The 24,384-nt window shown below is 70.8% G+C and carries 21 protein-coding genes; 9 read left to right on the forward strand and 12 right to left on the reverse strand.

Features of this window, described 5'->3' with window-relative positions:
* Positions 1-15 precede the first annotated feature (15 nt).
* Entirely contained in the window at positions 16-993 is a 978-nt protein-coding gene (locus DJ019_RS14895) for a complex I NDUFA9 subunit family protein (protein WP_111276829.1), read from the forward strand.
* A gap of 21 nt (positions 994-1,014) precedes the next feature.
* Here the strand turns inward: DJ019_RS14895 and DJ019_RS14900 are convergent, their stop codons facing one another.
* Positions 1,015-1,815: an undecaprenyl-diphosphate phosphatase gene (locus DJ019_RS14900; protein ID WP_111276878.1), complete on the reverse strand. Its 801-nt coding sequence runs from the start codon at positions 1,813-1,815 to the stop codon at positions 1,015-1,017.
* A 209-nt stretch (positions 1,816-2,024) separates the two neighbouring features.
* Between DJ019_RS14900 and DJ019_RS14905 the strand changes: the two genes are divergently transcribed.
* Together DJ019_RS14905 and gltB are read left to right on the forward strand one after the other, a co-directional pair.
* On the forward strand, positions 2,025-3,473 hold the full coding sequence (locus DJ019_RS14905; RefSeq protein ID WP_111276830.1) for an NAD(P)-dependent oxidoreductase: 1,449 nt from the start codon (positions 2,025-2,027) through the stop codon (positions 3,471-3,473).
* Between the two features lie 41 nt (positions 3,474-3,514).
* Positions 3,515-8,020, forward strand: a complete 4,506-nt coding sequence (gltB, locus tag DJ019_RS14910) for a glutamate synthase large subunit (RefSeq protein ID WP_240606502.1) — start codon at positions 3,515-3,517, stop codon at positions 8,018-8,020.
* On the opposite strand, the gene DJ019_RS14915 is transcribed toward gltB, so the two are convergent.
* Entirely contained in the window at positions 8,017-9,180 is a 1,164-nt protein-coding gene (locus DJ019_RS14915) for a citrate synthase (protein WP_111276831.1), read from the reverse strand. The genes gltB and DJ019_RS14915 overlap by 4 nt on opposite strands.
* A gap of 81 nt (positions 9,181-9,261) precedes the next feature.
* On the opposite strand from DJ019_RS14915, the gene DJ019_RS14920 reads away from it, so the two are divergent.
* Positions 9,262-10,344 carry a citrate synthase/methylcitrate synthase gene (locus DJ019_RS14920; protein WP_111276832.1) on the forward strand — a complete coding sequence of 361 codons (1,083 nt, stop codon included), beginning with the start codon at positions 9,262-9,264 and terminating at the stop codon, positions 10,342-10,344.
* Between the two features lie 7 nt (positions 10,345-10,351).
* Here the strand turns inward: DJ019_RS14920 and DJ019_RS14925 are convergent, their stop codons facing one another.
* The 3 genes from DJ019_RS14925 to DJ019_RS14935 form a co-directional block, all read right to left on the reverse strand.
* Entirely contained in the window at positions 10,352-11,347 is a 996-nt protein-coding gene (locus DJ019_RS14925; protein ID WP_111276833.1) for a zinc-dependent alcohol dehydrogenase family protein, read from the reverse strand.
* A 287-nt stretch (positions 11,348-11,634) separates the two neighbouring features.
* Positions 11,635-12,864 (reverse strand): serine hydrolase domain-containing protein, encoded by a 1,230-nt coding sequence (locus tag DJ019_RS14930; RefSeq protein ID WP_165844024.1) that lies wholly within the window; start codon positions 12,862-12,864, stop codon positions 11,635-11,637.
* Between the two features lie 131 nt (positions 12,865-12,995).
* Entirely contained in the window at positions 12,996-13,688 is a 693-nt protein-coding gene (locus DJ019_RS14935) for a DUF4336 domain-containing protein (RefSeq protein WP_111276835.1), read from the reverse strand.
* Between the two features lie 271 nt (positions 13,689-13,959).
* On the opposite strand from DJ019_RS14935, the gene DJ019_RS14940 reads away from it, so the two are divergent.
* From DJ019_RS14940 to queG, 3 genes are all read left to right on the forward strand, one after another.
* Positions 13,960-14,898, forward strand: coding sequence for a cation diffusion facilitator family transporter (locus DJ019_RS14940; protein ID WP_111276836.1), 939 nt, complete (start codon positions 13,960-13,962; stop codon positions 14,896-14,898).
* Positions 14,899-14,987: 89 nt separating this feature from the next.
* Positions 14,988-15,677, forward strand: a complete 690-nt coding sequence (gene fzlA / locus DJ019_RS14945; RefSeq protein WP_111276837.1) for an FtsZ-binding protein FzlA — start codon at positions 14,988-14,990, stop codon at positions 15,675-15,677.
* Positions 15,658-16,794, forward strand: coding sequence for a tRNA epoxyqueuosine(34) reductase QueG (queG, locus tag DJ019_RS14950; protein ID WP_111276838.1), 1,137 nt, complete (start codon positions 15,658-15,660; stop codon positions 16,792-16,794). The genes fzlA and queG overlap by 20 nt, the downstream gene beginning before the upstream one ends.
* Here the strand turns inward: queG and rfbC are convergent.
* Complete coding sequence (rfbC, locus tag DJ019_RS14955; protein ID WP_111276839.1) at positions 16,791-17,345, reverse strand: dTDP-4-dehydrorhamnose 3,5-epimerase; 555 nt, start codon at positions 17,343-17,345, stop codon at positions 16,791-16,793. The two genes, queG and rfbC, sit on opposite strands and share 4 nt — an antisense overlap.
* 33 nt (positions 17,346-17,378) lie before the next feature.
* On the opposite strand from rfbC, the gene DJ019_RS14960 reads away from it, so the two are divergent.
* The gene (locus tag DJ019_RS14960) at positions 17,379-18,401 is read left to right on the forward strand and encodes a glycosyltransferase family 2 protein (RefSeq protein WP_111276840.1); all 1,023 of its coding nucleotides are present in this window, start codon (positions 17,379-17,381) and stop codon (positions 18,399-18,401) included.
* 3 nt (positions 18,402-18,404) lie between these two features.
* On the opposite strand, the gene argE is transcribed toward DJ019_RS14960, so the two are convergent.
* The 4 genes from argE to DJ019_RS14980 are packed head-to-tail and all read right to left on the reverse strand — an operon-like array spanning position 18,405 to position 21,623.
* A complete protein-coding gene (argE, locus tag DJ019_RS14965; protein ID WP_111276841.1) occupies positions 18,405-19,571 on the reverse strand; it encodes an acetylornithine deacetylase in 1,167 nt (388 codons plus the stop codon).
* Between the two features lie 47 nt (positions 19,572-19,618).
* Positions 19,619-19,891: a hypothetical protein gene (locus tag DJ019_RS14970; RefSeq protein ID WP_111276842.1), complete on the reverse strand. Its 273-nt coding sequence runs from the start codon at positions 19,889-19,891 to the stop codon at positions 19,619-19,621.
* On the reverse strand, positions 19,891-20,400 hold the full coding sequence (locus DJ019_RS14975) for a BamJ family beta-barrel-assembly machinery protein (RefSeq protein ID WP_240606497.1): 510 nt from the start codon (positions 20,398-20,400) through the stop codon (positions 19,891-19,893). The genes DJ019_RS14970 and DJ019_RS14975 overlap by 1 nt, the downstream gene beginning before the upstream one ends.
* 14 nt (positions 20,401-20,414) lie before the next feature.
* Positions 20,415-21,623, reverse strand: coding sequence for a threonine ammonia-lyase (locus DJ019_RS14980; RefSeq protein WP_111276844.1), 1,209 nt, complete (start codon positions 21,621-21,623; stop codon positions 20,415-20,417).
* Positions 21,624-21,745: 122 nt separating this feature from the next.
* Between DJ019_RS14980 and DJ019_RS14985 the strand changes: the two genes are divergently transcribed.
* A complete protein-coding gene (locus DJ019_RS14985; protein ID WP_165844025.1) occupies positions 21,746-22,273 on the forward strand; it encodes a D-glycero-alpha-D-manno-heptose-1,7-bisphosphate 7-phosphatase in 528 nt (175 codons plus the stop codon).
* A gap of 109 nt (positions 22,274-22,382) precedes the next feature.
* Here DJ019_RS14985 and DJ019_RS14990 read toward each other — a convergent pair whose 3' ends face one another.
* A complete protein-coding gene (locus DJ019_RS14990) occupies positions 22,383-24,005 on the reverse strand; it encodes a cisplatin damage response ATP-dependent DNA ligase (protein WP_111276846.1) in 1,623 nt (540 codons plus the stop codon).
* Positions 24,006-24,042: 37 nt separating this feature from the next.
* Positions 24,043-24,237 (reverse strand): hypothetical protein, encoded by a 195-nt coding sequence (locus DJ019_RS14995; protein WP_111276847.1) that lies wholly within the window; start codon positions 24,235-24,237, stop codon positions 24,043-24,045.
* Positions 24,238-24,384: the final 147 nt, after the last annotated feature.

Raw genomic sequence — 24,384 nt, forward strand, 5'->3', positions numbered from 1 at the left:
ACCGGTCACGCCGCCATGCAAAACCTCGTCACCGTCTTCGGGGGATCCGGCTTTATCGGGACGCAGGCCGTGCGCTACCTGGCCAAGGCCGGCTGGCGCATCCGGGTCGCGGTGCGCAATCCCAACCTCGCCTATCGCATGCGCCTGCTTGGCGATGTCGGCCAGGTGGACATCGCTCAGGCCAACATCCGCAGCCCTGATTCGCTGAATCGCGCGCTCGAGGGCGCGACAGCGGCGCTCAACCTTGTCGGCGTTCTGTACGAGGGCGGGCGCCAGGGCTTCCAGGCTGTCCACGCCATGGGCGCGAAGAACGTCGCAGAAGCCGCCAGGGCTCAGGGCGTGGCGCGGATGATCCAGATGTCGGCCCTCGGCGCCGATCCGAACTCGGCGTCGAAGTACGCCCGCACCAAGGCAGAGGGCGAGGCCGCAGTACGCGCGGTCTACGCGGACGCCGCGATCGTGCGGCCGTCCATCGTGTTCGGCCAGGGCGACGGCTTCTTCAACCGCTTCGCCGCCATGGCCCAGTTCAGCCCGGTGCTGCCGCTGATCGGCGGCGGGCATACCCGCTTCCAGCCGGTGTTCGTGGGTGATGTCGGCCGTGCGCTGGCGAAGATCGTCACCGATCCCGGCGCGGCGGCCAAGACCTATGAACTGGGCGGCCCCGCCACGCACACCTTCCGGGAACTGCTGGAGATGATGCTGGCCGAGACGGATCAGCGCCGCGCCCTCGTCCCCGTTCCGTGGCCGGTCGCCGGCATGCTCGGCAGCGTGGGCGATCTCGTTTCAGCGATCCTTCCACCCCCGATCACGTCCGACCAGGTCACACTGCTGAAGGCCGACAACGTGGTCAGCGGCCAGGCTCCCGGCCTGGCGGAGCTGGGGATCACGCCGACCTCGCTCGAGGCCGTTCTGCCGACCTACCTCTACCGCTACCGCAAGGGCGGCCAGTACGCCGACCAGGACGCGCGCGAGATGGAAGCCGGCCGGGCCTGAGCCCGGCCCGGTCCATTCCGATCAGGTCAGGCTCAGCAGCGCCAGGCCCGCGCCGCCGATGGCGATGCGCAGCCAGCCGAACGGCGCGAGGCCGCGGCTGGTGACCACCGCCAGCATGGTGCGGATCACCACCAGGGCCACGACGAAGGCCACCACGAACCCCAGCGCGATCAGGGGCATCGTATCGGCCGTGAGCTGAGAGCGGCTCTCCCAGGCGTCGAGCACGAAGGCGCCCAGCATCGTCGGAATCGCCAGGAAGAAGGTGAACTCCGCTGCGGCGCGCTTCTCGACCCCGAACAGCATGCCGCCGACGATGGTGGCGCCCGACCGCGACACGCCCGGCATCATCGCCAGCACCTGAAACATGCCGATGGCGAAGGCCTTCACCAGCGGCAGCTTGAACGCGTCATGGGCGACCGGCGGCGGCGCCCAGCGATCGATGAACAGCAGCACGATCCCGCCCAGGATCAGCGAGATGCACTGGATCTCCGGGCTGTCGAACAGCACCGCCTTGATGAAGTCGTGGAAGGCGAGCCCCAGCACGATCGATGGCACGAAGGCCAGGATGACGCTGAGCGCGAACCGCCGCGCCTCAGGGTCGGTCGGCAGGCTGATCACCTGCTTCCAGAGCTTTCCGAAGTAGAGGACCACTACCGCCAGGATCGCGCCGAGCTGGATCATCACCGCGAAGGTGTCCCAGAAGCCGTCCGGCAGCCCCATGGCCTGCTTCGCCAGCAGCATCATGCCCGTGGACGAGACCGGGATGAACTCGGTCAGGCCCTCGATGACGGCGAGCACGATCGCATAGACCCAATCCGGCAGCACGGCGTCCCTCTCAACACAGCAAAGGCCGCGCACCCTATGCCGCTTCGCCGTTAATCTCAAAATTGGACTATTAGAGGAAAGCGCCCGTCGTACATCATGGGTGGAGCTAAGATGCAGCCGCACTATGGTCCCATATTTGGATTATAGTCTTTCCCAGGCGGAAATCTGTGTCTATTTGGCCGGCTCGGGTTCCGGAGGTCGCGGCCATGGCCGAGCGCATGCTGAAGTTCACCGTCACGCCGCGGGCGACGCCGGAGAAGCGCGAGGCCGAGGCGCGCGCGCACGACTTCCACGAGATCTACCGCGACTTCATCGACGCCAAGGCGGCCGAGCAGGCCTCGCGCTGTTCGCAATGCGGCGTGCCGTTCTGCCAGACCCACTGCCCGCTCCATAACAACATCCCGGACTGGCTGCGGATGACGGCCGAGGGCCGGCTGGAGGAAGCCTACGCCCTCTCCCAGGCCACCAACGCCATGCCCGAAATCTGTGGGCGCATCTGTCCGCAGGACCGGCTGTGCGAAGGGAACTGCGTCATCGAGCAGTCGGGTCACGGCACGGTCACCATCGGCGCGGTCGAGCGCTACCTGTCCGACAAGGCCTGGGAGGAAGGCTGGGTGCGACCGCTGGCGGCTGCCCGTGACCGTGGCCAGTCCGTCGGGATCATAGGCGCGGGCCCCGCGGGTCTGGCCGCCGCCGAGCGCCTGCGCGAGCAGGGCTATGCGGTGACGGTCTACGACCGCCACGACCGGCCCGGCGGCCTGCTGGTCTACGGCATCCCCGGTTTCAAGCTGGAGAAGGACGTCGTGGAGCGGCGAACCCGCCGCCTTGCGGAGGGCGGGGTCGAGTACGTCCTGGGTTTCGAGGTCGGCCGAGACGCCACCCTGCAGCAGCTGCGCGAGCGGCATGACGCGGTGCTGATCGCCACCGGCGTCTACAAGGCCCGCGAACTCAGCGTGCCGGGCGCCGGGTCGGAAGGCGTGGTGGCCGCGCTCGACTACCTGATCGCTTCGAACCGCAAGGGCCTCGGCGACACGGTTCCGGAGTTCGACGACGGACGGCTGAACGCCGACGGCAAGCACGTGGTGGTGATCGGCGGCGGCGACACGGCCATGGACTGCGTGCGCACCGCCATCCGCCAGGGCGCCACTTCGGTGACCTGCCTCTATCGGCGCGACCGGGAGAACATGCCCGGCTCGGACCGCGAGGTCGCGAACGCCATTGAGGAAGGCGTGATCTTCGAGTGGCTTGCGGCGCCGAAAGCCGTCACCGGCGAAGCGTTGAAGGCCGCCGGCCTGAAGGCCGCGCGCATGCGCCTCGGCGCGCCCGACGCCTCCGGCCGCCAGAGCCCGGAAGAGATTCCCGGCGCCGACTTCGACCTCAAGGCGGACCTGGTGATCAAGGCGCTCGGCTTCGACCCTGAAGACCTGCAGACCGCCCTCGAGGCCCACGACCTGGACGTCACCCGCTGGGGCACGGTGAAGGCCGACCTTCGCAACCTGATGACCTCGATTCCGGGGGTCTTCGCGGCGGGCGACATCGTCCGCGGCGCCTCGCTCGTGGTCTGGGCCATCCGCGACGGCCGCGACGCCGCCGACGCCATCCACCGCTACCTCGCCGCGCACGCCCGCGCCGACGCCCTCCAGCCGGCGGAGTGACTCCCGTGACCGACATCCTCGCCCGTTACGAACACGACCGCCTGCGCCTGCTGGAGGCCAACGGCGGCTACGACATCACCGCCCAGCACGACGCCTGCGGCGTGGGTCTGGTCTGCGCCATCGACGGCAAGCCGCGCCGCGAGGTGGTCGAGCTGGCCATCCGCGCGCTGAAGGCCGTCTGGCACCGGGGCGCGGTCGACGCCGACGGCAAGACCGGCGACGGCGCCGGCGTGCTGGTCAGCGTGCCGCGCGACTTCTTCGCCGCCCACGTCGAGCGCATCGGCCACGTGGTGCGTCCCGGCCCGATCGCCGTGGGCCAGGTGTTCCTGCCCCGCACCGACCTCGCCGCCCAGGAGGCCGCGCGCACGATCGTGGAGAGCGAGGCCCTGCGCTTCGGCTTCTACATCTACGGCTGGCGACAGGTGCCGACCGACACCTCGGTGATCGGCGAGAAGGCCAACGCCACCCGGCCCGAGATCGAGCAGATCATGCTCTCGCCGCCCCAGGGCCTGGAGGGCGAGGCGCTGGAGCGGGCACTGTTCCTCTGCCGCAAGCGGATCGAGAAGCGGGTCGCCGCCGCCAACATCCAGCACTTCTACATCTGCTCGCTGTCGGCCCGGGCGCTGATCTACAAGGGCATGTTCCTCGCCCAGCACATCGACGAGTTCTACCCGGACCTGACGGACCCTCGGTTTCAGGCCGCGGTGGCTGTGTTCCACCAGCGCTACTCGACCAACACCTTCCCGGAGTGGCGCCTGGCCCAGCCGTTCCGGATGCTGGCCCACAACGGCGAGATCAACACGCTGAAGGGCAACGTCAACTGGATGAAGAGCCACGAGATCCGCATGGCGGCCGGGGCCTTCGGCGACTACCAGGATGACATCAAGCCGGTGATCCAGCCTGGCGGTTCGGACTCCGCGGCCCTCGACAACACCTTCGAGGTGCTGGTGCGCGCCGGCCGCGAGGCGCCCATGGCGAAGGCCCTGCTGATCCCCGAGGCCTGGAACGCCCGGCCGGAAGCGCAGATGAAGCCCGAACATCGCGCGCTCTATTCGTACTGCAACGCGGTGATGGAGCCGTGGGACGGCCCCGCCGCCGTCTGCGCCAGCGACGGCCGCTGGGTGGTGGCCGGCAAGGACCGGAGCGGCCTGCGTCCGCTGCGCGTCGCCGAAACGTCCGACGGCCTGCTGATCGTCGGGTCCGAGGCCGGGATGTGCCGCGTCGAGGAATCGCGGATCGTCCGCAAGAGCCACATCCAGCCCGGCCGGATGCTGGCGGTCGACCTCGTCGAGGGCCGCCTCTACGGCGAAGAGGCGATCATCGACCGCCTCGCCGCCCAGCACCCCTACGACCGCTGGCTGGGCAACATGGTGAACCTTGAGGACCAGATCGGTCCGGGCCCGGAGCCCCGCCTGTTCGGCCGCGAGGAGCTGGTGCGCCGCCAGGCCGCCGCGGGCCTGACGCTGGAGGACCTGGAACTGATCCTCGCCCCCATGGTCGAGGAAGGGAAGGAAGCCGTCGGCTCGATGGGCGACGACACCCCGCTGGCGGTGCTGTCCGACCGGTACCGGCCGCTGAGCCACTTCTTCCGACAGAACTTCAGCCAGGTGACCAACCCGCCGATCGACTCCCTGCGCGAGTCGGCGGTCATGAGCCTGAAGACTCGCTTCAAGAACCTCGGCAACATCCTGGCCGAGAGCGAGACCCAGACCGACGTTTTCGTCATGGACAGCCCGGTGCTCACCACCGGCATGTACGAGCGCGTGGTCGAGATCATCGGCGAGAAGAACGTCGCCCGCATCGACTGCACCATGCCGATCCCGGCCCGGGAGGCGCGCGACGGCGACACGCTGCGCGCCGCCCTGGACCGGATTCGCGGCGAGGCCGAAGAAGCGGCCCTGCGCGGATGCTCGACGATCGTCCTGACCGACGAAGGCTCCGGACGCGACCGCGTCGCGCTGCCCATGATCCTGGTCACCGGGGGCGTCCATGCCTGGCTGGTCGGCAAGGGCCTTCGCAGCTACGTCTCGATCATTGTCCGCTCGGCCGAGTGTCTCGACACCCACGCCTATGCGGTGCTGGTCGGCGTGGGCGCGACGGCGGTGAACGCCTACCTGGCGCAGGACAGCTACCTTGACCGCCTGGACCGCGGTCTTACCGGCGAGCTGACGCTTCGCGACCTGTGTCTGAACCACAAGAAGGCGGTCGAGGCCGGGCTCCTGAAGATCATCGCCAAGATGGGCATCTCGGTGATCTCGTCCTATCGCGGCGGCTACAACTTCGAGGCCGTGGGCCTGTCGCGCTCGCTGGTGGCCGAATTCTTCCCGGGGATGCCCTCGCGCATCTCTGGGATCGGCTTCGCCGGCATCGAGTCCCGCACCGTCGACCTCCACCGAAAGGCCTGGGATCCGGCGGCCGTCAGCCTGCCGGTCGGCGGCTTCTACAAGGCCCGCCGCTCGGGCGAGGCGCACGCCTTCGAGGCGCGGATGATCCACGTGCTGCAGTCGGCTTGCGACCGGGGCGACTACGGCCTCTACAAGCGCTTCTCGGACGGTATGCGCACCCTGCCCGCCATCCAGCTCCGCGACCTGCTCGACATCCGGACCGAAGCCAAGCCGGTCGCGATCGACGAGGTCGAGAGCGTCAACGAGATCCGCAAGCGCTTCGTCACCCCGGGCATGAGCCTGGGCGCCCTCAGCCCTGAGGCGCACGGCGCGCTCAACATCGCCATGAACCGGATCGGCGCAAAGAGCGTCTCGGGCGAGGGTGGCGAGGACCGGGCGCGCTACAAGCCCCTGCCGAACGGCGACAACCCGAACTCGGCGGTGAAGCAGATTGCGTCTGGCCGGTTCGGCGTGACGGCCGAGTACCTGAACCAGTGCCGCGAGATCGAGATCAAGGTCAGCCAGGGCGCCAAGCCCGGCGAGGGCGGCCAGCTTCCGGGCTTCAAGGTCACGGAGCTGATCGCAAGGCTGCGCCACGCGACGCCGGGGGTGATGCTGATCAGCCCGCCGCCGCACCACGACATCTACTCGATCGAGGACCTGGCGCAGCTCATCTACGACCTGAAGCAGATCAACCCCGACGCCCGGGTCACCGTGAAGCTGGTCGCCATGACCGGCATCGGCGCGATCGCCGCGGGCGTCGCCAAGGCCAAGGCCGACGTGATCCTGATCTCCGGCAACGTCGGCGGCACCGGCGCCTCGCCGCAGACCTCGATCAAGTACGCGGGCGGGCCGTGGGAAATGGGCCTGTCGGAAGCCCACCAGGTGCTGACGCTCAACAACCTGCGCCACCGCGTGCTGCTGCGGACCGACGGCGGCATCCGTACCGGCCGGGACGTGGTCATCGCCGCCATGCTGGGCGCCGAGGAGTTCGGCATCGGCACGGCGAGCCTGATCGCCATGGGCTGCATCATGGTGCGCCAGTGCCACTCCAACACCTGCCCGGTCGGTGTCTGCACTCAGGACGAGGCCCTGCGCGCCAAGTTCACCGGCACGCCGGACAAGGTGGTGAACCTCTTCACCTTCATCGCCGAGGAGGTGCGCGAGATCCTCAGCCGGCTGGGCGCCCGCTCGCTGCAGGACATCGTCGGCCGCACCGACCTGCTGATGCAGGTCAGCCGCGGGGGCGAGCACCTGGACGACCTCGACCTCAACCCGCTGCTGGTTAAGGCCGACCCCGGCCCGAACAAGCCCTACTGCACGATCGAGGGCCGCAACGAGGTCCCCGACACCCTCGACGCCCAGATCGTCCGCGACGCAGCGCCGATGCTGGAGCGGGGCGAGAAGATGCAGCTCACCTACACGGTGCAGAACACGGCCCGGGCGATCGGCGCGCGAACCTCATCCCACATGGTGCGCAAGTTCGGCATGGTCGGCCTGCCGGCGGGCCACCTGACGGTTCAGCTCAAGGGCTCCGCCGGCCAAAGCCTGGGCGCCTTCGCGGTGCAGGGCTTGCGCCTGGAAGTGACTGGCGAGGCCAACGACTACGTCGGCAAGGGTCTCTCGGGCGCGACGATCGTGGTCCGACCCGCGCCGACGCTGGCCAATCCGCACCGCAACGCCCTTATCGGCAACACCGTGCTCTACGGGGCGACGTCGGGACGACTGTTCGCGGCGGGGCTGGCGGGCGAGCGGTTCGGGGTGCGCAACTCCGGCGCCACGGCCGTGATCGAAGGCTGCGGCGCCAACGGGCTGGAGTACATGACCGGCGGCACAGCCGTGATCCTGGGGCCGGTGGGCTTCAACTTCGCGGCCGGCATGACCGGCGGCATGGCCTTCGTCTACGACCCCGACGATACCTTCCAGCGCCAGCTCAACGGTGAGAGCGTCGTCACCTGCCGGGTGGCGAACCCCCACTGGCTGGGTGTGCTGCGTGACCTCGTCGAGGAACACCAGCGCGAAACCGGCTCGGCGCACGCTCTCGAACTCCTGCGCAACTGGGACGCCGAGGTCGGCCGATTCTGGCAGGTCTGCCCGAAGGAGATGGTGGGTCGGTTGAACCACGCCCTCGAAGCCGAGGAGCGGGTCCACGAGCGGGCCTAGACCAGTTCCGGCTCCGGCCCCACGTAGCGCGCGCGGGGCCGGATCAGGCTGTCGGTCTGGCCCTGCTCGATGGCGTGGGCGATCCAGCCGGCGCAGCGGGCGGCGCTGAAGATGGCGAAGGGCGCGTCCTGCGGCAGGGCCAGCGCCTCGCAGGCGGCGATCAGGGCGAAGTCGATGTTGGGGTCGAGGCCCGTCACCGCCTTCACCGCCTCCTGCAGCCGGGCGAGTTCGGCCGTGGGCGCGAACCTCGACAGCAGCGCGGCGGCGCGCGGGTCGCCATCGGGATAGAGGTTGTGGCCGAAGCCGGGCAGCGCCCGGTCGTCGGACAGCCGCGCGGCGATGGCCTCGCGGGGGCCGAGGTCGGCGGCCTCCGCCGCAAAGCGCCGCACCGCCACCGTCGCGCCGCCGTGGCGGGGGCCGGAGAGGGTCGCGAGGCCCGCAAGGCACGCCGCGCTCAGCGAGGCCCCCGTCGACGCCGCGACCCGCGCCGCGAAGGCCGAGGCGTTGAGCTCGTGGTCGGCCACCAGCACCAGCATCCGCCGGATCAGGTCGGCGCCCGGCCCGCCCGGCGCCTGCCCCCAGGCCAGGGCGAGGCGGTTGTGGATCGGCCCGACGCCCACGTCGCCGGCGATGGCGTCGGCCAGGACGTCCATCAGCGTGGCGGCCTCCACAGCCAGCGCCAGCGGCGCGCGGCCGCGGGCGGGCGGGTCGACCGCGGCGCGCTGCGCCAGGGCGAGGTAGGCCCGCATCCGGATATCCCGACCCTCGGGCGGCGCCGGGCGCTCGGTGCGCTTCAGCGCCGCGCCGTGGCCGCCGCGCAGCAGCCGCGCCACCCCCTCCAGCGTCTCGGTCTCGGCCAGGCGGATGGCGTCGCGGCCACGGTAGTAGAGCCGGCCGCCCTGCACCGTGGTGATCGCCGAGGCCAGCACCGGCTCGCCCCAGCTGATCGCCCCCGCGGCGACGTCCGAGATCTTGCGGCTGCGGGACTTGCGCTCGGCCAGGGCCGCGATGTCGGCGGCGCGGTAGAGGCTGCGGCGGGGGTCGTCGGGATCGGGCCGGACGCTGATCCGGCCGCGGCTGACGTAGGCGTACAGAGTTTGTGATCGAACACCCAGAAGGGCCTTGGCGGCGTCGGCGCTGATCCAGTCGGCCTGGGGCATATATTGATCATATTGATCAATCTTGATTTCGCAACTGCGAAGGCGTTTCTCGTCGTCAAGACGAGAGATGGAGATCTGCCCATGACCGGAACATCCGATGGCCTCGAAGGCGTCGTCGCCGCCGAGACGGTGCTGAGCGAAGTGGACGGCGCGAACGGGCGCCTGATCATCCGCGGCCGCTCGCTGGACGAGCTGGCCGGCCGCACCACCTTCGAGGACGCGGTGGGGCTGCTGTTCGGCGGCTTCTACCCCGACCTGCCGGCCGACATCCCCGCCGCCCTGGGCGCCGCGCGCGTGGAGGTGTTCGCCGAGGTCGCCGCCCTCGACACCGGCCTCCTGGACCGCACGCCGATCGAGGCCATGCGCGCCCTCACCGCCCGGCTGGCCGACGGGGACGACGCGCAGGTGGCCCTGCGCCTGCTCGCAGCGCCAGCCGTCTTCACCGCCGCGGTCGTCCGCGCCCAGGCCGGCGAGGCCCCCGTGGCGCCGGATGCGGCGATGCGGCACAGCGCCGACATCCTGCGGATGCTGCGCGGAACGCCCGCCACCAAGGCCGAGGCCGACGCGCTGGACACCTACCTGGTGACCGTCTGCGACCACGGCCTCAACGCCTCGACCTTCGCGGCCAGGGTGGTCGCCTCCACCCGCGCCGGCCTCACCTCGGCGGTCCTGGCCGGGATCAGCGCCCTGAAGGGCCCGCTGCACGGCGGGGCGCCGGGGCCGGTGATCGAGATGCTGGACGAGATCGGCGAGCCGGGGAACGCCCGCGCCTGGATCGAGGCGGCCCTGGCCCGCGGCGACCGGCTGATGGGCTTCGGCCACCGGATCTACAAGGTGCGCGACCCGCGGGCCGACGCGCTGAAGACCGCCGTGCGCTGGCTCGACGCCCGCCAGGGCCGGCTGGAGTTCGCCGAGGCGGTGGAGGCCGCCGCCCTCGCCATCCTGCGCGAGCACAAGCCGAACCGCTCGCTGGAGACCAACGTCGAGTTCTACACCGCCCTGCTGCTGGAGGCGCTCGACTTCCCGCCCAGCGCCTTCACCTGCGTCTTCGCCATGGGCCGCGTGGCCGGCTGGCTGGCCCACGCCCGCGAGCAGCTCTCGGGCGGCCGGCTGATCCGTCCTGCCAGCGTCTACGTGGGGCCGATGCCCCAGAAGGCTGCCTAGGGGCGGCCTAGGGAACCAGCACCGCCGCACCGGTCAGCCGGCCGGTGCGGAGGTCGTCGAGGGCGGCATTGGCCTCGGCCAGGGGATAGGTCGTCACGTGCGCACGGACGCCGGCCGCCGCGGCGCGGGGCAGGTAGTCCACCGCGTCCTGCCGGGTGAGGTTGGCCACCGAGACCAGCCGCCGCTCCTCCCACAGCAGGCGATAGGGGAACTGCGGGATGTCGCTCATGTGGATGCCGCCGCAGACCACCGTGCCGCCCTTGCGCACCGCGGCCAGGGCGGCGGGGACGAGGTCGCCCACCGGCGCAAAGATGATCGCCGCGTCCAGCGGCTCGGGCGGCGCCTCTCCCGCATCGCCCGCCCAGGCGCAGCCGAGCTCGCGCGCCAGGGCCTGGGCGGGGCCGTCGCCGGGGCGCGTGAAGGCATGGACCCGCTGGCCCTCGTGGATGGCGAGCTGCGCCAGCAGGTGCGCCGCCGCCCCGAAGCCGTAGAGGCCCAGCGCCGCCACCGGCCGCCCCGCGCAGGCCATCCGCCACGACCGGAAGCCGATCAGCCCGGCGCACAGCAACGGCGCGGCCGCCACGTCGCTCAGGGCCTCGGGCAGCGGGAAGCAGAAGTCGGCGCGGGCGATCACCGTGTCGGCGTAGCCGCCGTGCCGGGTCCAGCCGGTGAAGCCCGGATCATCGCAGAGGTTCTCCTGCCCCTCGCGGCAGTAGCGGCAGGTCCCGCAGGTGGAGCCCAGCCACGGCACGCCGCGCCGCGCGCCGACCGCGACGCCGGCGACGCCCGGCCCCACCGCCTCGACCACGCCGACGATCTCGTGCCCGGGGATGATCCCGCCCGCCCGCCGCGGCGGCAGGTCGCCGTCGACCACGTGCAGGTCGGTCCGGCAGACCCCGCACGCCCGCACCCGCAGCCGCACCTCGCCCGGCCCGGGCTCGGGGTCGTCGCAGACCTCGGCGACCAGCGGCGTCCGCGGCGATTTGAGGATCATCCCCAGCATGGGGGGATAGTAGAGGGTTGGACGGGTGGGTGGTCTAGCGGGGCGTTGGGAGTTGGAGCGGGGCGAGGGCGTGCTGGCGGTCCGCATTTCGGCGGGGGTCGGGGCGCGGAGGGCCGGCAGGGGCCGTTGGCTTCATCTGGAGCCGGCGCCGAACCGCCCTTCGCTCAGGCGAGCCAATTCGAAGTGAGAAGGCAGACCGAGATCGGGCAATCCGCCCGACACCTTTCGAGGGGCCAGACGCAGATGAGAGCGAGAACGTCTGCTGCAGCGGCCACGCCACGGAACCGTCAGCGCCGCGCCGGCCAGTCGTAGGCGGCCGCCAGGGCGTCGGCGATCTCATTGACGAGGATCATGCCCCGGTCGCCATTGGTCATGATCACGAAGCCCTGCCGCGATCCGTCCAGAAGCCCCGCGGCGTAACTCTGGAACCCTGCGTTGCCGCCGCGGTGCTCGAACGAGGCCGTTTTCCCGCGCGGGACGAGGTTCCACCCCAGCCCGTAGCCGTTCAGGACCGGGGTCATCATGGCGCGCGCAGACGCCCGGTTGACCAAGGCGGGACCGCGTCCGGCGTAGGCGTTCTGCAGCCCGATCATGAACCGGGCGTAGTCGCTGGGTGTCGTCCAGAGGCCAGCCGAGGCCAGCTCCGGATAGACATGCCACCTACCCGCCAGCGGCGCGCCGTTGAAGTTGTGACCAGTGGCGGCCTTGGACGCCAGTCTGGCCGGGAGCGGCTGCTCGAGGCTCGACAGCTTCATCCCCGCGGGTCCCAGGACGTGGCGGTCAGCCAAACGGGCGAACGGCGTACCGGTCACATCGTCCATCAGAAGTTCGGCGACCTGGTAGCCACCGCCCGAGTAGCTCCACTTCGTCCCCGGCGTCGTCAGCGGGACGACCGGCGGCGTGATCGCGGGGGGCGCGCCGGAGAGCACCTGAACGGGGTTCGGCAGCACCGCGCTCTGAGCGTAGCCGGGGAAGCCTGACACGGAGAGGCCGGCGGTGTGGCTGAGGAGCCGCCGCAGCGTCACCTTTTCGTCCCGCGTCAGCTCACTGGCCGGCATCTTCCACGAGACCAGGCGCGGCTCCACGTCCTCGTCGAGCTGGAGCGCGCCGGCCTCGACGAGGCGCAGGGCGACGGTCGCCGCCAAGGGCTTCGTCAACGACGCGGCCTGAAACCGCGTCTCGGGCGAGATTGGGGTCGGGTGGGCGACGTCGGCTACACCATAGGTGCGGGTCCAGTGGAGCCGCCCGTCCTTGAAGTAGGCCAGGCTGACACCCGGCACCTTCAGCTCCGCCATCCTGTCCGACAGGCGCCGCGCGCCCGCCGCCGCGCCGGCCGGCTTCAGACCAACTTCCATGGCGGCGATGCGGCGCAAGTCGTCCGATGCGGGCGCGGCATGGCTCGCGGCCGACCACCCCAGGACGACAAAGCCGATGGCCAGCGTGGCGAGCCGGCGCGTCCACCCGACACGGCCTTCGGCCCCCACACGGGGAACGTCTAGAACGGCCCGGGTGATCATGCCGGCCGCCCGTTTCGCTGGTTCATGCGTCTCGCCCCCGCCCGTCTCATACATGCATCATATCCCATGTGAGCGACCGCTGATCGGCGAATGTCTGTAGTGCGCGAGGCTGACACCACTCGCCGCCGCCTCTATGGCGTCAGCCACTCGAACGCCCGGGCGAGATAGGCGCGGGCGTCGTGCTCCACCGGCGTCCCGTGGGCCATCACCACCTTCTGAGCCGGCCAGGCGAGGATGCGGCGGATCGCTTCGCGGGCGGCGCCGCGGTCGGTGAAGGCGAGGCGGAACTTGCGGGGAACGGCGGGCTGCGGCTGGGTCATCAGGTCCAGACGGGCGACGAGCGCGCGCCAGCCACGGAACCAGCCGGGCGGGAACTGCTGGAGGAGGTCGGTGAAGAGCACGGCGCCGCTGGGGCGGTGGAAGAAGACCACCTCTGTGGTGAGGGCATTGCCGCGGACCACCACCTGGTCGAGGTCCGCAGCGAAGGGGACGTCGCCGAGTTCGGCGTCGCAGGCGAGGTCCGGGCGTTTGCGGGCGAGGCCGGGGGCGGCGTGAAGGCGTGCGGCTGGGAAGGCCTCTCGCCATTGGGCGAGATGGAGGTCGTGCAGGCTGTTGGGCGCCACCAGCAGGCGGACGTCGCCGAGGGCGGAGAGCTCGGCGCGGAGGCCTGCGGTGAGCGCAACGGGCGACCATGCGAGGAGGCCGCCGTCGGCCAAGCGGATCACGGCCATGCGAGTCGGATAGCGGAAGCCGGCGACCTCGGCCTGCGGACCGTCGGCCAGCCAGATTCCGGATCCGAAGGCCTTCAGCGATGGAGGGTTCATGGGGCCGGACCTCGCAGGGCGCGCGGCACGTTCTAGAGCCGTTCCTGTTCAATCAGAACCATCTGAACGGGAAAGGCTCTAAATCAAGAGTTTGAGCGCGCTCTGATGACAAAGACCGGCTTCCACTTTCGCGGGCGCGCTCTAGCCGTCCGGCGTCGCAGACGCCAGCGGCGGGTCGGGTCGAGCGTGCGGGTCCTGGAGCGGAGCCGACGTCAGCGCCGGCCCTACCTCCCGACTTCGCGCCGGCCAGCGCCCCCGCTACAGTCCGCCGATGACCCAGCCGCGCCTGACCTCCGCCGAAGCGACCGCCCTGACGCGGCGCGTGACCCTGTTGTCGGTGGCGACGGCGGCGATCCTGGTGGCGATCAAGCTCGGGGCGTGGATCGCCTCGGGGTCGACGGCCATGCTGGCGTCGATGGCGGACTCGGGGCTGGACCTGATCGCCTCGCTGGCCACCGCCTTCGCCGTCCGCTACGCCGCCGCGCCGCCGGACGCCGAGCACCGGTTCGGACACGGCAAGGCGGAGGCCTTCGCCAGCCTGCTGCAGGCCGGCCTGGTCTTCGCCTCGGCGGCGCTGATCGCCCGCGAGGCGATCGGCGATTTCCTGGATCCGCACCCCTTGCGGCGCGAAGGGCTGGCGGTGGCGGTCATGGTCGTGTCGACCGTGCTGACCGCGGTGCTGATCGCGGCGCAGACGCGGGTGCTGCGGCGGACCGCATCGGTGGCGGTGTCGGGCGACCGGGCCCACTACGCCACGGACCTGGCGTCCAACGCCGTGGCCCTGGTCGGGATCGGGGCCTCGGCGCTGCTGGGCCTGAACGGCCTCGACGCGGTGGCGGCCCTGGTGATCGCGGCGCTGCTGCTGTGGGGCGCCATCGGCGTGTTCCGCGAGGCGGCGAACCAGCTGATGGACCGGGAGCTGCCCGAGGAGGACCGGGCCGAGATCGTCCGGCTGGTGACGGCCGACGGGCGGCTGGCCAACGTCCACCAGCTGCGCACCCGCGCCTCCGGCCCCTATATCCACATGCAGATGCACGTGGACCTCGACCCCGAGCTGACCCTGGAGGCCGCGCACCAGGCCATCGTGGCGGCCGAGAAGCGGATCCTGGAGGCCTTTCCGGCCGCCGACATCCTGATCCACGCCGACCCGCGCGGGCGGGCGGAACCGCACGGCGGCGCGTTCGCTGAAGCGGCGGCCCAAACGCCGTAAGCGGACAGACGCAGTAAACGCGCCCTTAACGCTGCGGGCGTCTGTTGGAGGCTTCCCGATTCGCCCCAGGACGCGCGCCCCGCACCGCGATGACCATCGACCGCACCCTCCACCACTTCCCGCTGGACCCCGCCTCGCGCCAGGCGCGCCTGGCCCTGGGGGAAAAGCGGCTGCCGTTCGTGGAGGTGTCGACCCGGTACTGGGAGCGGCCGAAGGAGCTGACGCGCCTCAACCCCTCGGGCATGGTCCCGGTGCTGGTCGAGAAGCCGGCCGACGGCCCGCCGCTGGTGCTGTGCGAGCTGCGCGCCATCCTCGACCACCTGGAAGAGGCCTATCCCGATCCGCCGCTGCTGGCGCCCGATCCGGCCGAGCGGGCCGAGGCGCGGCGCCTGCTGACCTGGTTCGAGCGCAAGTTCGAGTTCGAGGCCTCGGGCTACATCCTGCACGAGAAGATCGAGAAGCGGCTGCTGGGCCTGGGCTCGCCCGACCTCGCCAACCTTCGCATGGGCCGCGACGGGCTGAAGAACCACCTCTTCATGCTCGACGACCTCTTGCAGGCGCGCGAATGGCTGGCCGGCAAGCGGATGTCGTTCGCCGACTTCGCCGCCGCCGCCCACATATCGGTCATCGACTATTTCGGCGACATGCCGTGGCGGGAGTTCCCGGCGGTCAAGACGTGGTACATGAAGCTGAAGTCCCGGCCGGCGTTCCGGCCGCTGCTCTCCGACCGCTGGCCGGGCCTGCATCCGGCCGGGCATTATGACGACCTCGACTTCTGACCGCGAAGAGCTGATCCGCGAAGACCTGATCCGCGCCGAGGCCCAGAGCCTCGGCTTCGACCTCTGCCGCTTCACCGACATCGACGAGGCCTGGCCCGCCGCCGGCCGGCTGGAGCAGTTCGTGGCCGCCGGCCGCCACGGCGAGATGGGCTGGATGGCCGAGACGCTGACGCGGCGCCGCCACCCCCGCGCCATGTGGGAGGGCGCCCGCTCGGCCATCATGCTGGGCGTCAACTATGGCCCCGAGCACGACCCGCTGGAGGCGCTGGCCGATCCGGCCCGCGCGGCGATCAGCGTCTACGCCCAGGGCGACGACTACCACGAGCTCATCAAGGCGCGGCTGAAGGCCCTGGCCCGCTGGCTGCAGGGCCGGTTCGGTGGGGAGCTGAAGGTGTTCGTCGACACCGCGCCGCTGATGGAGAAGCCGCTGGCCGAGCGGGCCGGCCTGGGCTGGCAGGGCAAGCACACCAACCTGGTCAGCCGGGCGTTCGGCTCCTGGCTGTTCCTGGGCGCGATCCTGACGACGCTGGAGCTGGAGCCCGACCCGGCCGAGGCGGGCGGGTGCGGTTCGTGCCACGCCTGCCTCGACGTCTGCCCGACGAACGCCTTCCCGGCGCCGTACCAGCTGGATGCGCGCCGCTGCATCTCGTACCTGACCATCGAGCTGAAGGGGCCGATCCCGCGCGAGTTCCGGCCGATGCTGGGCAACCGAATCTACGGCTGCGACGACTGCCTCGCCGTCTGTCCGTGGAACAAGTTCGCCAGCGCCGCGCGGGAGCAGAAGCTGGCCGCGCGGGCCGAGTTGCAGGCGCCCGCCCTGGCGGATCTGGCGCGCCTGGACGATGCGGCCTTCCGCGAGCTGTTCCGCAAGACCCCGGTCAAGCGCATCGGCCGCGACCGCTTCGTCCGCAACGTGCTCTACGCCATCGGCAACTCGGGGCGGGCGGACCTGGCCGCCGAGGCCGAGCGGCTGCTGGATGATCCCGCGCCGCTGGTGCGCGGCGCGGCGATCTGGGCGCTGTCGCGGCTGCTGGAGCAGCAGGCGTTCGCGGCGCTGAGCGATGCTCGACGCGATAGCGAAACCGACCGGTACGTGCTGTCGGAATGGGCGGGCTAGAACCCGATGTCGCCCAGATCCTTTAGCCGCGGCAGCAGCTTGTCCTTGGCCGACAGCAGCGGCTCGCCGTCCAGCGGCCAGGCGATGCCGAGGTCGGGGTCGTTCCAGATCACGCCGCCCTCCTGATCGGGGGCATAGACGTTGTCGACCTTGTAGAAGATCTCGCAGTCCGGGGTGATGGTGCAGTAGGCGTGCGCGAACCCCCGTGGAACCCACAGCTGCTCGCCGCCCTCGGCCGTCAGCTCGGCGGCCACCCACTGCCCGAACGTCGGGGACGCGCGTCGAATATCCACCGCCACGTCGTAGATCGCGCCGCGCAGGGCCCGGATCAGCTTGCCCTGGGCGAACGGGGGCTTCTGGAAGTGGAGGCCACGCAGCGTGCCGGGGCTGGCGCTGAAGGCCTGGTTGTCCTGCACGAAGGTGGTCTCGGCGACGGTCCCGGCCAGCGCCCTTTCGCTCCAGGTCTCGGAGAACCATCCGCGGGCATCGCCGTGCCGCTTCGGCGTGATAAGCAGCACGTCGGGGATGGCGAGCGGAGTGATCGTCGTCATGAGCCTACCAGTTCGAATGGGTGAAGCCGTCGCATGGCGCAGGGCAGCAGCGATGACAAGGGCGAACAACCGGCGGCCACCGTCTGCGTGATCGCCTACAACTCCGGGCCGACGCTGCGGGCGTGCCTGGAGCACCTGGGCGCCCAGACCTTCCGCGACTTCGAGACCCTGGTGATCGACAACGCCTCGCCCGATCCCGGGGACGCGGCGATCGCGGCCGAGTTTCCGTGGGCCCGGCTGATCCGGAACGCCGAGAACCTGGGCTTCACCGGCGCCGGCAACCAGGGCGCCCGCGAGGGGCGCGGCCGCTGGTACGTGCTGCTCAACCCCGACGCCTACGCCAAACCGGACTGGCTGGCCCAACTCATGGACGCCGCCGCGCGCCATCCGCAGGTCCGCGCCTTCACCTCGCGCCAGATGGCGGCCGACGCGCCGGGGCTGCTGGACGGCCTGGGCGACGTGATGAGCATCGCCGGCATCCCCTATCGCGGCGGCTATCTCAACCGCGACGACGGCCAGGCGCGGGAGGGGGAGGTGTTCAGCCCCTGCGGCGCAGCGATGATGATCGACCGGCGGCTGTTCCTGGACCTCGGCGGGTTCGACGAGACCTTCTTCTGCTACGGCGAGGACGTGGACCTGGGCTATCGCCTGCAGCTCGCCGACGAGCCGACCCTGCTGGTCCCGACGGCGACGATCCAGCACGTGGGCTCGGCCTCGTCCGGCGGGCGCAAGTCTGAGTTCGCGGTGTTCCACGGCACGCGCAACCGCTTCTGGGTGCTGTTCAAGAACACGCCCTGGCCGCTGCTGCCGCTGGTCGTGCCGCTGCACCTGATGGCGCTGACGCTGATCTACCTGCGCCGGGAGAACCGGCCGCACATCCGATTGATCGCCAGGGCGGTGCGGGCGGCTTTCGCCGGGGCGCCGGCCCAGTTCCGCAGCCGGCGGCGCGTGCAGGCGCGGCGCAAGGCCTCGTTCGCCCGGATTGCGGCGGCCATGACCTGGAACCCCAAGGACCTCTCCGGCCGGCGGCCGGTGATCCGCCCCCTCAGGAGGTGAGGATCAGTCCTCCGCCGCCCACTCGATGAGCCGGCGCATGAACTGGGCCCCGCGCTGCATCTGGGAGATCTCGACGAACTCGTCCGGCTGGTGCGCCTGGGCGATGTCGCCGGGCCCGCAGATCACGGTGGAGAAGCCCGCGCCCTGGAACTGCCCCGCCTCGGCGGCGTAGGCCACCACCCGCGGCGGCCCGTTGTCGCCCGCCAGCCGCCGCGCGAAGGCCTCGGCCGCGCCGCCCGGCTCGGGGGCGAAGGGCGGGACGTTGGTGCGCATCTCCACGACCACGCCTGCCTCGGGCGCACGCGCCTTGAGCTCCAGGTCCAGCGCCTCCGCCTGCCGCAGGAACGGCTGGATCAGCGCCTCGGGCGTGTGGGGCGCCGGGCAGCGCAGATCGAAGACGAACCTGCACTCCCGCGCCAGGATGTTGTGGGCCGTGCCGCCGTGGACCATCCCGATGGTCAGGGTCGGCCCCTTGGGCATGAAGGGCGAGGCCGGATCGGCCTTGGCCTCGAAGCTGGCGGAGAGCGCGTTCAGGGCGGCCATCAGCTTCACCGCCTCCATCACCGCCGAGACGCCGAGGTGCGTCTGGCTGGAGTGCGCCTCGCGACCGGTCACGGTGACGTGGAAGGTGGCGATGCCCTTGTGGCCGTTCACGGCCTCCATCCCGGTCGGCTCGCCCACCACCACCGCCATCGGCGCCGGCAGTTCGCGGCGGATCACCTCGATCATCGCCGGCGCGCCCAGGCAGCCGATCTCCTCGTCGTACGAGAAGGCCAGGTGGACGGGACGCTGCGCGGTCTTCGCCAGCTCGGGCGCGGCGGCGAGGGCGAGGGCCAGGAAGCCCTTCATGTCGCAGGTTCCGCGACCATAGAGGCGGCCGTCGCGCTCGGTCACGACGAAGGGATCGCTGCTCCAGGGCTGGCCATCGACGGGCACCACGTCAGTGTGGCCCGACAGGACGACGCCGCCCTCGGTGATCGGCCCGATGCTGGCCAGCAGGTTGGACTTGGTCCCGTCCGCGTTGGGGACGCGGCGGTGCGGGACCCCGAGACCGTCGAGGTAGCCCTCCACCCATTCGACAAGGGACAGGTTGGAGTCCCGCGAGGTGGTGTCGAACGAGACGAGCTTGGCCAGCAGCTCGCGCGCGGCGGGATAGAGGTCGGTCGTCATTCCCTAGGCTTAGACCGACGGAGGGCGGCCGCAAACCGGCGACGGCCTCAGGGTTCGTCGTAGATGATCAGGCCGCAGCCCCAGGTCAGGGCGTTCGCCCAGGCGCCGCGGAAATCCTCGGGCAGGGCGCCGGGATCGGTGACCTCACCGGCCCGCAGGACCTGGATGTGGCGCCAACCGAGCCGCTCGAGTTCCGCGACGGCGATCTGACCCGCCGCCTCTTCCTCGTCGGCGCGCGCGAAGGCCAGCACGGTCAGCGTTGGCTCGCCGTCCGCCTCAACCGCCTCCAGGGTCACCACGAAGACGGTCGGATCGGCCATCAGCCCTGCTGGACGCGGCCCGGCCCGGGAAGGACGTCGATCAGCTCGATGCGGAAGATCAGCGGCGCGCCCGGCGGGATCTGGCCCGCGCCCATCTCGCCGTAGCCCAGGTTGGAGGGCACGTAGAGGATCCACTCGTCGCCCGGACGCATGAGCTGCAGCGCCTCCTGCCAGCCCGGGATCAGGCCGTTCAGCGGCATGGCCGCCGGCTGGCCGCGCTCGTACGAGGAGTCGAAGACCGCGCCGTCCTCCAGCTTGCCCTCGTAGTGGACCTTCACCTCGTCGGAGAGCTGGGGCTTCAGCCCGCCCTCGGGGCCCGCGCGCACCACCTTGTAGGCGAGGCCCGAGGGCAGGACCTTCACGCCCTCCTCCTTCGCGGCCTTGGCCATGAAGGCCTTGCTCTGCTCGGAGGCGGGCTGGCTGGTCGGGTCGACCACCGACTGCTTGCCCTTCGGCTGGCAGGCGGCGAGCGCCAGGGCGGCGACGGCCAGGACGGCGAAACGCTTCACGGGGAACCTCGTCTTCAAACCACGCGGGGCGGATAGCCCCGGTCGCGCAGGGCGTCCATGACCTCCTGGGTGTGCTGGGCGTCGCGGGTCTCGATCATCACGTCGAACTCCGCACCCTTGGCCGGCACGTCCAGGGCCAGGCGGTTGTGCGCCACCTCGATGATGTTGGCGCCCATCTCGCCGATGATCCGCGAGACGTTGGCCAGCAGGCCGGGCCGGTCGTCGCCGATGATCCGCAAGGATACGATCCGGCTCTCGCGCACCAGCTCGCGGGTCAGCACCGAGGCGAGCAGCCGGGTGTCGATGTTGCCGCCGGTGATGACGAGGCCGCACTTCTTGCCCCGGAACCGCTCGGGGTAGGCCAGCAGGCCGGCCAGCGAGGCCGCGCCGGCGCCCTCCGCCACCGTCTTCTCGACGTTGCAGTAGAGGGCGATACCGCGCTCGAAGTGCGGCTCCTCGATCAGCAGCACCTCGTCGATCAGCGGCCGGGCGATGGCGTAGGTGTTGGCGCCGACCTCCTTCACCGCGATGCCCTCGGCGATGGTCGAGGCGCCGTTGGTCTGGGCCGTGCGCACGCCGCGCATCTTGGCGGTGAACGAGGGGAACATCGCCGGCTCAAGGCCGACGATGCGGATGTCCTTCTTCAGGTGCTTGGCGGCCGTGGCCATGCCGGCGATCAGCCCGCCGCCGCCGATCGGAATCGGCAGGACGTCCAGGTCCGGCACGTCCTCCAGCATCTCCAGCGCCACCGTGCCCTGCCCGGCCATCACGTCGAGGTCGTCGAACGGGTGGATGAAGGTCAGCTCGCGCTCTTCGCAGAGGCGCTTGGCGACTCCCGAGGCGTCGTCGTAGCCGTCACCCTCGATCACCACGTCGGCGCCGTGGTTCCGGGTCTGCTGGACCTTCACGAACGGCGTGCCCTTGGGCATCACGATCGTCACCGGGATGCCGAGACGCGCGGCGTGGTAGGCGAGGCCCTGGGCGTGGTTGCCGGCGCTGGCCGCGATGACGCCGCGGCTGCGGACGTTCTCGCCGAGCTGCAGCAGCTTGTTGAGCGCGCCGCGCTCCTTGTAGGCCGCCGTGAACTGCAGGTTCTCGAACTTCACCCACACCTCGGCGCCGGTGATCTCGGACAGGGTGCGCGAGTGGCGGCAGGGCGTGCGTTCGATGTGCCCCTTCAGCCGCGCCTGGGCCGCAAGGATGTCGTCGAAGGTCAGGGTCATGGGCGCGAGGGGTCTTTTCGAAAGGCCGCGCAACCTAACGACGGCGACGCTGTGGGGCAACGCCGCCCTTGTGCGCCGCAAAAAAGGCCGCACCTGCGCCGGGCTGGCGCTATGATCCACCCGTGCCTGCGTCGCCTCCCCTTCGCCCCGCCCTGTTCCTCGACCGCGACGGCGTGCTCAACGAGGACCTGGGCTACGTCTACCGCTGGGAGGACTTCCGTTGGATCCCCGGCGCGATGGAGACGATCGCCACCTTCAACCGCGCCGGCTGGCTGGTGATCGTGGTGACCAACCAGTCGGGCGTCGGGCGCGGCTACTACACCGAGGACGACGTCCACGAGTTGCACCGCCGGATGCAGGCCGACCTGGCCGAGGCTGGCGCACGGATCGACGCCTTCTACCACGCGCCCCAGCACCCCGAAGCGCCGGTGGAGGCCTATCGCCACCCCGACCCGCCGCTGCGCAAGCCGAACCCCGGGATGCTGCTGCTGGCGATGCAGGAGTGGCCGATCGACCGCGAGGCCTCGCTGATGATCGGCGACAAGCCGTCGGACCTGGAGGCGGCGCTCCGGGCCGGGGTCCGCGCGGCGCTGTTCGAAGGCGGCGACCTGATGGCGTACCTCGAGAAGGAAGCGCTGCTTCCGAACTAGAGCGCGTTCCGCAAAAGTGGAAACCGGTTTTGCGATCAGAACGCGCTCAAACCTTTGAGTTAGAGCCTTTTCATCCCGTTCAAACGATTCCGTCTGAACGGGAAAGGCTCTAGCGTCCCTCCATCTGCTCTAGCAGGCGCTCCAGGTAGCCGATCTCGTCCGCCTCGCCGGGCGGCTTGTCCCAGCGGATGCGGTTGATGCGCGGGAAGCGCATGGCGACGCCCGACTTGTGGCGGGTGCTGCGCTGGAGACCCTCGAACGCCACCTCGAAGACCAGGCCATGGTGCTGCTCGGCCCGCACGCTGCGGACCGGCCCGAAGCGCTCGAGGGTGTTGTCGCGGACGAACTTGTCGATGCGCAGCAGCTCCTCGTCGGTGAAGCCGAAGTACGCCTTGCCGACCGGCGTCAGCACGCGCTGTCCGGCATCGTCGGCGGTCCAGACGCCGAAGGTGTAGTCCGAATAGTAGCTCGACCGCTTGCCGTGCCCGCGCTGGGCGTACATCAGCACCGCATCGACCAGGAACGGGTCGCGCTTCCACTTGAACCACGGCCCCTTCGGCCGGCCGGCCTCGTAGATCGAGTCCCACCGCTTGAGCATCAGACCCTCGGCGATCTGCGGATCGCCCGCCGGCGGGCTCGCGCGCAGCTCGGCCAGCTCGGCCCAGGTCTCGAACGGCTGCAACGGCGACAGGTCGATCCGAGGGCTGGCCTGCCGCGCCACGAAGGCCTCCAGCCGACGGCGGCGCTCGGCGAACGGCAAGGTTCGGACATCCTCGCCGCCCTCCTGCAGTAGGTCGTAGGCGCGGATCGCGGCCGGAAAGGCCGCCATCAGCTTCGCATCGACGCTCTTGCGGTTCAGGCGCTGCTGCAGGTCGGCGAAGCTGGCGACCCGGCCGTCGCGGATCACCAGCAGCTCGCCGTCGATCACCCCGTCGTCGTCCAGGGCGTCCAGGATGTCGGGGAAGGTGCGCGAGATGTCGTCGCCGGTGCGGGTGTAGAGCCGCCGCACCCCGCCCTCGTGCGCCGCCTGCACGCGGATGCCGTCCCACTTCCACTCGGCGGCGTAGTCGGCGGGGTCCAGTTTCGCGAAATCGACCGCCTCGTCGATCGCCTGGGCCAGCATGGCGGGCCGGAAGCGGGCGGGGTTCTCGGACGAGGGCTTCTCCGAACGCCCCTCCAGCCAGGCGAACAGGTCTTCGTACGGCGGGTGCAGGGCGTGCCACAGTTCCTCGACCTCGGCCACGGCCACGCCGCCCATGTCGGCGGCCGCCTGCTTGGCCAGCCGGGCGGAAAGGCCCACGCGCAGGGCGCCGGTGACCAGCTTGAGTAGCGCCCACCGCTCGCGCGCCTCGGGCATGGCGTCCAGCCAGCCCTCGATCAGCCGCTGGACCTCGGCGCGCGAGGCGGTCCTGAGGCCCTCGATGACTTCCGACAGCTCGGGCTCGCGGTTGGCGCCCGGCCGCCGGGGCCAGACCAGCGACACCGCCTCGGCCAGGTCGCCCACATAGTCGTAGGACCAGGCGAAGAGCTGGGCGTCCATCCGCGCCTCCACCGCCTTGCGGATGAAGGCGGGCTTGGCCGCGTCGAACGTCAGATCCCCGGTCAGCGCCGCCAGCGCCCAGCCCCGGTCCGGATCGGGCGTCGCGCGCAGGTAATCGCGCACCAGCGTCAGCTTGGCGTTCCGCGAGGGCGTCAGGGACAGCCGGTCCAGAAGCTCGGCGAAGGCGCGCATGGTTCAGAGGCTAGGGCCGCAGGACCGCGAGACCAAATCAGCCCTCGTCTTCCATCCCGCCGCGGTCGGCGCCCTCGGCGTCGCCGATCATCCCGCCCCGGACATCGTCGTCCAGACCATCGCCGCGGCTCTCGCCGCCGCCCATCTTGCTGAGGCCATGGTCCTCCGGCGGCGAGGGCGAGGCCGGCTGACCCTGGCCACCGTCGTTCAGGGGTTTACGGGGTTCGGACATGGTCAGACTCCTTCCAGTGAGCGAACGGTCGCCCAGGCTCGCCGTTCCGCCTCGGCGCAGGCCGCCAGCGACATGCCTGTCCGGCGGACCATCGCCGCGCCAGCGATCGGGCGTTTCCAACTTCACAGAAGGGTGGGGTAGACCAAT

Origin of the sequence: Phenylobacterium kunshanense (genome assembly GCF_003254525.1) — a bacterium.
Classification (GTDB): Bacteria; Pseudomonadota; Alphaproteobacteria; order Caulobacterales; family Caulobacteraceae; genus Phenylobacterium; species Phenylobacterium kunshanense.